Below are 9012 nucleotides of genomic sequence, written 5' to 3'. Positions count from 1 at the left end.
CGCTCGGCTAGCAGCGAAGGCGAAGGAGCCGCCGATGACCTCGCCCCAGCCGCCCGTGCATTTCTTCCTGCACGTCCCCAAATGCGCCGGCACCACGGTCGAGCGGCATTTCGCGCGCACCCTGGGCGAGGGCTTCCTGCTGGCCCCGCGCTGGCGCAACCCGCTGCGCGACGTGATCGGCAACCGCTATCGGGGTCTTGCGCCCGAGGATCTGGCGGGCGTGCGCGCCGTCTCGGGCCATTCCCTGTCGCGCTCGCTGGCCGAAAAGTTCCCCGGGCGCGAGGTGAAGTGCTCGGTGCTGCTGCGCGATCCGGTCTCCTACCTGGTCAGCTTCTACAACTATCGCTGGGCGCGTCATGAAGAACGCGGCCAGCCCGCCCCCGGCGAGTTCGACGCCTGGCGGGGCACCCAGCGGCGCAATCCCATCGCGCGCTTCCTGCTGCACCGCTTCTTCGAGGTGGGATATCCCGGCATCTACCGTCTCTCGACCCGCGCGCGATTCCTGTATCTCGAGGCCGCCTTCCAGGGCTTTCACTTCGTGGGCGGCTACCGGCGCTGCGACGAGGCGCTGGCCGGGATCTCGGAGGAGCTGGGCGTGGACCCGGTGGTGGCCTCGGAGAACGTGGGCCACGTCAAACGCCTGTCGGTCTCCGACCTGAGCGAGGCGCAGACCACCGCGATCCTCAAGGAAAACGCCGCCGACGCCCTGCTGTTCGAGCGCTGGAAGGATCGCGGTTTCGACCGCGCCGCCAACCCGCCCGAGCCCGAGGTCGCCGCCCGGTTCCTGCCCGGCGCCGACCTCGCCGCCAACCTCGCGGCCGACGCCGAAAGCGCCGTCCGCCGCAAGCTGTGGCGCGGCTGAGGCGCGGATCGCGACGCACGCGCCCGCCGGGCGTCCCCGGCGCCCCCGCGCCGGGCCATGGCGCCGCGCCCGCGCCTGGCGCCCCTCGCAACACGCCCCGCGCCAGCCGCGCCGCGCGGGCGGACCCTTGCCAGCGGCGCGCGGCCCGACGCGCGGCTTCCTCCGGCGCGGCCTCGCGTCTCGTCCCGCCCCGGCGCGGCCTCGCGCCCCGCCTCGACAGCCGCGGCACGCCTTGCCCGTCCCGGCGTCGCCGCTATGATGCCCCCAGCCGACGCCACCCCTGAGAAGAGGCCTGCATGACCATCGAGGCGCCCGAGACCGAGATCGTCGAGAAAACCCGCATCGCCTGCGACGGCGGCGGCCCCGGCATGGGCCACCCCCGCGTGTGGCTGCAGATCCCCGCCGAGGACGGCTTTGTCGAGTGCGGCTACTGCGACAAGCGCTTCATCCTCAAGGACGGCCCCGCCGACAGTGGAACCGCCGACACCGGCGCGGCCTCGTAAGGCCCGCGCCCCAGCCACAGGAGGGGCCCGATGGGACCCGGCGATCGTCTTGAGCTGATCGACGGCTCGGGCTTCATCTTCCGCGCCTACCACGCGCTGCCCGCCCTGACCCGCAAGTCCGACGGCCTGCCCGTCGGCGCGGTCGCGGGCTTCTGCAACATGCTCCAGAAGATCCTCGAGGCGCGCGCGGCCAACGACGCCGAGGCCCCGACCCACGCGGCCGTGATCTTCGACTATTCCGCCAAGACCTTCCGCAACGACATCTATCCCGAATACAAGGCGCATCGCCCCGAGCCGCCCGAGGACCTGCGCCCCCAGTTCGCCCTGATCCGCGACGCCACCCGCGCCTTCAACATGCCCTGCATCGAGATGGAGGGCTATGAGGCCGACGACCTGATCGCCACCTACGCCCGCCAGGCCGAGGCGGCCGGGGCCAGGGTCTCGATCGTCAGCTCCGACAAGGACCTGATGCAGCTGGTCACGGACGCCATCTCGATCGTGAAGCCGGGCCTGAAGGGCGCCGCCGACGAGATCATCGGCGCGGACGGCGTGCGCGAGAAATTCGGCGTGGGCCCGGAGCGGGTGATCGACGTGCAGGCGCTGGCCGGCGACTCGGTCGACAACGTCCCCGGCGCGCCCGGCATCGGCCTGAAGACCGCGGCCCTGCTGATCAACGAATACGGCGACCTCGACACGCTGCTGACCCGCGCCGAGGAGATCAAGCAGCCCAAGCGCCGCCAGACCCTGATCGACAACGCCGACCAGGTCCGCACCTCGCGCGAGCTGGTGACGCTGTGCGCCGAGGTCCCGGTCGAGGACCCGCTCGACTCCTTCGCCCTGCGCGACCCCGAGCCCGAAACCCTGCTGGGCTTCCTGCGTCTGATGGAGTTCCGCACCCTCACCGCCCGCGTGGCCGAGCGGCTGGGCGTCACCGACCTGCCGTCCGCCGCCGCCCCCGAGGGCGCCAGCCCCGAGGCCCGCGGCGAGACCGGCGGCAAGTCGGCCTCCGCCTCCGCCGACTGGCAGGACCCCGCCCTCACCGCCCCGATCGACCCGGCCTCCTACGAGATCGTGCGCGACGCCGACGCCCTGCGCGCCTGGATCGCGAAGATCGAGGACCGCGGCGAGGTCGCCATCGACACCGAGACCACCTCGCTCGACGAGATGGTCGCGGACCTCGTGGGCGTCTCCCTCTCCGTCACGCCCGGAGAGGCCTGCTACGTCCCCTTCGGCCACATGATCGGCGACGGCGACCTGCTGGGCGCGGCCGAGAAGGCGCCTGGCCAGATGGACCGCGAAGAGGCGCTCGAGATCCTGCGCCCGATGCTGGTCGACCCCGCGATCCTCAAGATCGGCCAGAACCTGAAATACGACCTCAAGGTGCTGGCCCGCCACGGCGTCCCCGTGGCGCCCATCGACGACACCATGCTGATCTCCTACGCGCTCGACGCGGGGCTGCACGGGCACGGGATGGACACGCTCTCGGACGCGCATCTCGACCATCGCCCGATCCCGATCAAGGAGCTGATCGGGACCGGCAAGTCCGCGATCACCTTCGACCGGGTCGAGGTCGACAAGGCCGCCCCCTACGCCGCCGAGGACGCCGACGTCACCCTGCGCCTGCACCGGATCCTGAAGCCGCGCCTGGCGCGCGAGGGGCTCGCCTCGGTCTACGAGGTGATGGAGCGGCCGCTGATCCCGGTGCTGGCCGAAATGGAGATGGCCGGCATCAAGGTCGACCGCCAGCACCTCTCGCGCATGTCGGGCCGCTTCGCCCAGCGCATGGCCGGGCTCGAGGCCGAGATCCATCAGCTCGCCGGCGACACGTTCAACGTCGGCTCCCCCAAGCAGCTCGGCGAGATCCTGTTCGAGAAGATGCAGCTGCCCGGCGGCAAGAAGGGCAAGAACGGCGCCTGGGGCACCGGCGCCGACATCCTCGAGACGTTGGCCGCCGAGCAGGGCTCGGAGCTCGCCGCGCGGGTGCTGGACTGGCGCCAGGTCTCGAAGCTGAAATCCACCTACACCGACGCGCTGCAGGAGCATATCAACCCCGAGACGGGGCGCGTGCACACCTCGTTCAGCCTGGCCGCGACCTCCACCGGGCGGCTGGCCTCGACCGACCCGAACCTGCAGAACATCCCCGTGCGCACCGAGATGGGCCGCGAGATCCGCGCCGCCTTCGTGGCCGAGCCCGGGAACGTGATCGTCTCGCTCGACTATTCCCAGATCGAGCTGCGCATCCTCGCCCATATCGCGGGGATCGAGGCGCTGAAGCAGGCGTTCAGGGACGGCCAGGACATCCACGCGATGACCGCCTCGGAGGTCTTCGGCGTGCCGATGGAGGAGATGACGCCCGAGATCCGCCGCCAGGCCAAGGCGATCAACTTCGGGGTGATCTACGGCATCTCGGCCTTCGGCCTGTCGAACAACCTGCGGATCCCGCGCGAGGCGGCCAGGACCTTCATCGACGCCTATTTCGAGAAATTCCCCGGCATCAAGGCCTACATGGACGCCACGGTGGCCGGCGCGAAGGAGACCGGCTACGTCTCGACCCTGTTCGGCCGGCGCATCCACACGCCCGAGATCGGCGCCAAGGGTCCCCGCGCGGGCTTTGCCCAGCGCGCCGCGATCAACGCCCCGATCCAGGGCACGGCGGCCGACATCATCCGCCGCGCGATGATCCGCGTCCCCGAGGCGATGGCGAAGGCGAAGCTCTCGGGCCGCATGCTGCTGCAGGTCCACGACGAACTCCTGTTCGAGGTCCCCAAGACCGAGGCCGAAGACACCATCGCCGCCATCCGCCGCACGATGGAGGGCGCCGCGCTGCCCGCCGTCGACCTCTCCACCCCGCTGGTGGTCGACGCGGGCCAGGGCGCCAGCTGGGCCGAGGCGCACTGACCCCAGCCGGCCCAGGCGCCGCCCGCCCGGAATCCTCGCGAAGCGCCTGTTCCCGGGTGAGTTCGGAAGCGGCCTTCGCCCCACTGACGCGATCGTGCGCCCCCCGCGATGGCGCGCCCCCTCGCCCCGATCTACCTCCCCCTCCATGCAGATCTCTCCGACCCGCCGCGGCGCGCTCGCCGTCCTCGCCGCCGCCGCGCTGGCCCCGAGCCTCCTGCGCGCCCGCTCCCTGGCCGAGGCCGACCTCGCCCCCGCCGCCGCACGCGCGGGGGACATGGAGCAGCTCCACGCGCTCGCCGTCGCCCACCGGGGCGAGGTGATCTACGCCCGCGCCTTCCGCGGCCCCGCGGTCGACGCGCCCGTGAACGTCAAGTCCGTCTCCAAGACCGTGGTCGCGGCGCTTGCGGGCGCGGCCATCGACCGGGGCGTGCTGCGGGGGCCCGACCAGACACTGGCCTCCGCGGCTCCGGGCCTGATCCCCGCCTCCGCCGACCCGCGGGTGGGGGAGATCACGCTGGGCGACCTTCTGAGCCTGCGCGCGGGGCTCGAGCGCACCTCCGGTCCCGGCTACGGCCCCTGGGTGCAGAGCTCCGACTGGGTGCGCCACGCCCTCACCCGCCCCTTCGTGGACGAGCCGGGCGGCCGGATGCTGTACTCCACCGGCTCCACCCACGTGCTCGGCGCGGCGCTCGCCGAGGCCGCCGGGCGGGACCTGCGCGCCCTCGCGCGCGATTGGCTGGGCGAGCCGCTCGACATCGCCTTCCCGCCCTGGACCCGAGACCCGCAGGGCCGCTTCATGGGCGGCAACAACATGGCGATGAGCCCGCTCGAGATGCTGCGCTTTGGCGAGATGGCCCGCAGGGGCGGCGCCTGGCAGGGCGCGCAGGTGTTGCCGCGCGCCTGGATCGAAGCCTCCTGGACCCCGCGCGGCCGCTCTCCCTTCTCGGGCGACGCCTACGGCTACGGCTGGTTCCTGTCGGAGGCCCGCGGCCACGCGCTGGCCTACGCCCGCGGCTACGGCGGCCAGGCGATCTACGTGGTTCCGGAGCTGGAGCTGACGGTGGCGGTCACCTCCGACCCCAACCGCCCGGCCCGCTCGCGCGGCCATTTCGGAGATCTCAACGCGCTGCTGGCCGACGAGATCGTTCCCGCCGCCGAGCGCCTCGCCTGACCCCGGGCCCCGCCCGCAACCCGCCGCCCCCGGGCCCCGCCCGCAACCCGCCGCCCCGTCGACCCCGGCGCCGCGACCCCCACGCCAGCCCCGGACGCGCCCGTCGCGCGGCGCCTGCGCGAAGACAACGCCTCACCCGGGAGTCCGCGCCGCGCCCGCCACAGGCGTCCGCCCGCAACCCGCCCCCCCGTCGATCCCGCGCCGCGAGCCTGACGCCCCTCCCGGGCGCGCCCGTCGCGCGGCGCCGCCCGCGCCGCAGGCGCGGGCTCCCTCAGGGTTTGGCAAAGGCCCGCGCGTTGGCGATCGAGGGCACGCGGGCGCGGGCCCTGGCCACTTCGCCCAGGTCCAGGTCGACCAGCGTCACGCCGATCGCCTCGCCCGCATCCGCCAGCACCTCGCCCCAGGGCCCCACCGCCATCGAGTGGCCATAGGTCTTGCGCTGCCGCCCCTCGGCGACCGCCACCCTCGGATGCGTCCCGGTCGAGGCGGGGGCCAGCACGAAGCACCCCGTCTCGATGGCGCGCGCGCGCATCAGCGGCGCCCAGTGCGCCTTTCCGGTCGGCTGGGTGAACGCCGAGGGGATGGTCAGGATCTCCGCCCCCGCCTCGGCCAGCGCCCGGTAGAGCGCGGGAAACCGCAGGTCGTAGCAGATGCTCATCCCGATCCGCCCCCAGGGCGTGTCGGCGACCACCGCCTGCTCGCCCGGACGGTAGGCGGCGGATTCGCGATAGCTCTCGCCCTCGCCCACCTCGACGTCGAACATGTGGATCTTGTCGTAGCGCGCCACGATCCCGCCCGCGGCGTCGATCAGGAAGCTGCGGTTGACGAAGCGCCCCTGGGGATACGCGTCCTCCGGCGGCGCCTTGAGCGCCAGCGAGCCGACCAGGATCCAGATCCCCAGCTCGGCGGCCAGCGCGCGATAGCCCGCCAGGCTCTCGTCCTCGGCCTCGGGCTTCAACACCTCGGCCTGCAGCTTGCGCGAGAAGGTCACCATGTTGGTGACCTCCGGCGTCAGGACCAGTTGCGCGCCCGCGGCCGCCGCCTCGCGGATCAGCGCCGAGGTGGCGGCCAGGTTCTGCTCGGGCACGTCCGAGGCGCAGGTCTGCACCAGGGCGGCGCGAAGGGCGGCCGGGGCGTCCATCAGGCCAGCATCGCGTCGAGCTTGCCCTCGCGATCCAGCGCAAACAGTTCGTCGCAGCCGCCCACGCCCTGACCCGCAATGAAGATCTGGGGCACCGTGCGCCGGCCCGCGGCGCGCTCCATCATCTCCTCGCGCGCACCCGACACCGAGAACACGTCGTACTCGACATAGGGGATTCCCTTCTGGTCCAGCAGCCGCTTGGCGCGCACGCAGAAACCGCAGATGGGGCTCGTGTAGATCTCGACCTGTTTCATTCCGACCCTTCGCTCTCCAGCGGCGAGAATATGGGCCCGTCGGCCTCCGGCGCAACCCGCGCGAGGCAAAGCGCGTCGACCCGCCGGGCGCCCGCGGCCCGCAACGCCGCCGCGCAGGCCGACAGCGTGGCGCCCGAGGCGTAGACGTCGTCGATCAGCAGCACCGCCGTCCCCTCGACCCGCGCCCGCCGGCGCGCGGGAACGGCGAAGGCGCCGGCCTGGTTGGCCGCCCGCGCCTCCCGGCTCAGCCCGCGCTGCATGGGCGTCGCGCGGGTGCGCGCCAGCAGGTCCGCGCAGCACGGAACTCCGGTGCGCATCGAGACCCGGCGCGCCAGCTCCGCCGACTGGTTGAAGCGACGCCTCAGCAGCCGGCGCCAGTGCAGCGGCACGGGGGCGATCACATCGGCGCGATCCAGCAGCTCGCGCCCCGCCCGGATCATCCAGGTGGCGGCGGGCCGGGCGATGTCGAGCCGGTCGCCATGCTTGAGCGCCAGCGTCAGGTCCCGCCCCACGCCTTCATACAGCACCGCCGCCCGCGCCCGGGCGAATTCCAGCCGCCGCCCGAGGCAATGGTCGCAGAACGGCGCGTCCTCGGCCCCCGACATCGGCGAGCCGCAGCGGTCGCACAGCGGATGGGCGATGAAGGTCGCCTCGCGCCAGCAGGCGGGGCAGAGCGCGTGCGCCTCCTGCACCTCCGACCGGCACCAGGTGCACTGCGGCGGATAGAGCAGGTTCGCGGCCCCCAGCGCCAGCGGCCGGGCGAGCCGTCCCGCGGCCGCGGCGGCCCATCGCAGTCGGGATCGGGGCGCCCCCCCCGCGCCGGGCGCCTCAGGCGCCTCCGCGCCGGGCGCCTGCGGCCCCCCCGCGCCGGGCGCCTGCGGTTCCTCCGTGCCGGGCGCCTCACGCGCCACGCCCGGAGCACACGCCCCCGGCGCAACGCCCACGCCGCAAGCCTCCGGCGCAACCCGCAGAGCGGTCAATTCGGGATCGGACGCAACGAGACGGGTCATCGGCGAGCCGGCCTCCTTCCCCTTGCGTCCCGATGCCAATATATCCCGGACGAGCCGCGGCGCCAGCCCGCCATTGCGCTGCAAAGGATGCATGGGAAGGAGACCCGCCCTGCCCCCGACGCCCGCCCGCCTCCGCCTCGCCGCCGCCCCGGCCGCGCCGCGATGAGCCAGCCGCCCGACCTCTCGACCGGCGCGCCCGCGCCCCAGCAGGCCCCCGCGCTCTTCGATCGCGCGCTGTGGCTGGCGCGCCGCCGCCGCCGCGCCCTGCCCCGGCCCGAGGCCGGCTTCCTGCACGAAGCCGCCCTCGAGGGCGTGCTCGACCGGATCTCGATGGTCGCCGACCGCGCGTTCCCCAACGCCGCCCTGGTCTGGCCCGGCTCGCCCGACTGGGCGCCCGCGCTCGCCGCGCACCCCCGTGTCGGGACGCTCGAGACCGCGCCCCTGACCGCGGACGAGACCCTGCCCCTCGCGCCCGAGAGCTTCGACCTCGCGGTGCTGGGCTTCACCTTCCACTGGGCCAACGACCCGGTCGGCGTGCTGATCCAGATGCGCCGGGCGCTGAAACCCGACGGCCTGCTGATCGCCTGCGGCCTTGGCGGCGCAACGCTGGCCGAGCTGCGCGACGCGCTGGCCGAGGCCGAGGTCGCGGTCACCGGCGGCCTCTCGCCCCGCATCTCGCCGATGGGCGAGCTGCGCGCCATGGGCGCCCTGCTGCAACGGGCGGGTCTGGCGATGCCCGTGGCCGACGCCGACCGCCTCGAGACGAGCTACGCCGACAGCCTCGCCCTGATGCGCGAGCTGCGCGCGATGGGCGAGGCCAACGCCCTGCACGCCCGCAACCGCGCCCCCCTGCGCCGCGAGGTGCTGGCCCGCGCCTGCGCGATCCATGCCGAGCGTCACCCGGCCGAGGGCGGCCGCGTCGCCGCGGGGTTCGAGATCGTGACCCTCACCGGCTGGGCGCCGGGCCCCGACCAGCCCCGCGCCAAACGCCCCGGCTCCGCCGTGGCCCGCCTTGCCGACGCGCTCGGCACGACGGAGCGCCCCACCGGCGAGAAGCCCGACCGCTGACCCCCGCGCCCCGGCCGCCACACGCGCCCTGGCGCCCGGCCGACCGCAGGGCGCGAGCGCCTGTTCTCCGGAGCCGTCTGTCGCTGATGCCGATCAGAGCGACTC

At 73.8% G+C, this 9012-nt stretch carries 8 protein-coding genes; 5 read left to right on the top strand and 3 right to left on the bottom strand.

Annotation, left to right across the window (positions count from 1 at the left end; all coding sequences use genetic code 11):
* The 4 genes from AAC134_RS06840 to AAC134_RS06825 all read left to right on the top strand — a co-directional run.
* Positions 1-862 (top strand): hypothetical protein (locus AAC134_RS06840; protein WP_339948318.1); only part of this gene is annotated, 862 nt, incomplete at its 5' end.
* Between the two features lie 296 nt (positions 863-1158).
* The gene (locus AAC134_RS06835) at positions 1159-1365 is read left to right on the top strand and encodes a zinc-finger domain-containing protein (RefSeq protein ID WP_339948317.1); all 207 of its coding nucleotides are present in this window, start codon (positions 1159-1161) and stop codon (positions 1363-1365) included.
* Between the two features lie 30 nt (positions 1366-1395).
* Positions 1396-4263, top strand: coding sequence for a DNA polymerase I (polA, locus tag AAC134_RS06830; protein ID WP_339948316.1), 2868 nt, complete (start codon positions 1396-1398; stop codon positions 4261-4263).
* Positions 4264-4408: 145 nt separating this feature from the next.
* Positions 4409-5434 (top strand): serine hydrolase, encoded by a 1026-nt coding sequence (locus tag AAC134_RS06825; protein ID WP_339948315.1) that lies wholly within the window; start codon positions 4409-4411, stop codon positions 5432-5434.
* 271 nt (positions 5435-5705) lie between these two features.
* On the opposite strand, the gene AAC134_RS06820 is transcribed toward AAC134_RS06825, so the two are convergent.
* From AAC134_RS06820 to AAC134_RS06810, 3 genes are read right to left on the bottom strand one after another with little or no spacing between them, the layout of a single operon-like run.
* Positions 5706-6575 (bottom strand): carbon-nitrogen hydrolase family protein, encoded by an 870-nt coding sequence (locus tag AAC134_RS06820; protein ID WP_339948314.1) that lies wholly within the window; start codon positions 6573-6575, stop codon positions 5706-5708.
* Positions 6575-6829, bottom strand: coding sequence for a glutaredoxin 3 (grxC, locus tag AAC134_RS06815; protein ID WP_339948313.1), 255 nt, complete (start codon positions 6827-6829; stop codon positions 6575-6577). The genes AAC134_RS06820 and grxC overlap by 1 nt, the downstream gene beginning before the upstream one ends.
* Complete coding sequence (locus AAC134_RS06810; protein WP_339948312.1) at positions 6826-7839, bottom strand: ComF family protein; 1014 nt, start codon at positions 7837-7839, stop codon at positions 6826-6828. The genes grxC and AAC134_RS06810 overlap by 4 nt, the downstream gene beginning before the upstream one ends.
* A gap of 162 nt (positions 7840-8001) precedes the next feature.
* On the opposite strand from AAC134_RS06810, the gene AAC134_RS06805 reads away from it, so the two are divergent.
* Positions 8002-8907: a methyltransferase domain-containing protein gene (locus AAC134_RS06805; RefSeq protein ID WP_339948311.1), complete on the top strand. Its 906-nt coding sequence runs from the start codon at positions 8002-8004 to the stop codon at positions 8905-8907.
* Positions 8908-9012 lie beyond the last annotated feature (105 nt).

This window comes from uncultured Albimonas sp., from assembly GCF_963977235.1.
Taxonomy (GTDB): domain Bacteria; phylum Pseudomonadota; class Alphaproteobacteria; order Rhodobacterales; family Rhodobacteraceae; genus Albimonas.
Note: the sequence above shows the minus strand (reverse complement) of the source record. Positions and strands in the feature narration are given on the sequence as shown.